The organism is Pseudoalteromonas aliena (genome assembly GCF_038155085.1).
Classification (GTDB): Bacteria; Pseudomonadota; Gammaproteobacteria; order Enterobacterales; family Alteromonadaceae; genus Pseudoalteromonas; species Pseudoalteromonas aliena_A.
The window spans coordinates 1-210 of record NZ_JBAKAU010000285.1 but is presented as its reverse complement, the minus strand read 5'-3'; the positions used below and the strand labels follow the sequence as shown (position 1 = coordinate 210).

1 pseudogene is annotated in these 210 nt (G+C 40.5%); it reads left to right on the top strand.

Annotation, left to right across the window (positions count from 1 at the left end):
- Positions 1–210 (top strand): annotated as a pseudogene (locus V6260_RS19420) (hypothetical protein); the annotation flags it as partial.

Here is a 210-nt window from a genome sequence, read left to right as displayed (position 1 = left end):
GTAGAGCGTGCTGTTAGTCTGCTAAATACAGGTAAAGATGCAGAAAAAATTATATTAGAGCTCTCCAATAAAATAACCAACCGCTTAATGCACGCACCTACCCGTGCAATACAAGACGCGGCGAAAAAAGGGGAAGTGGCGCAGTTAAACCAGATGAAAAAAATGTTAGGTATTGATCAGGAATACCCGTTAAATCAAAGAGTCAGTTGA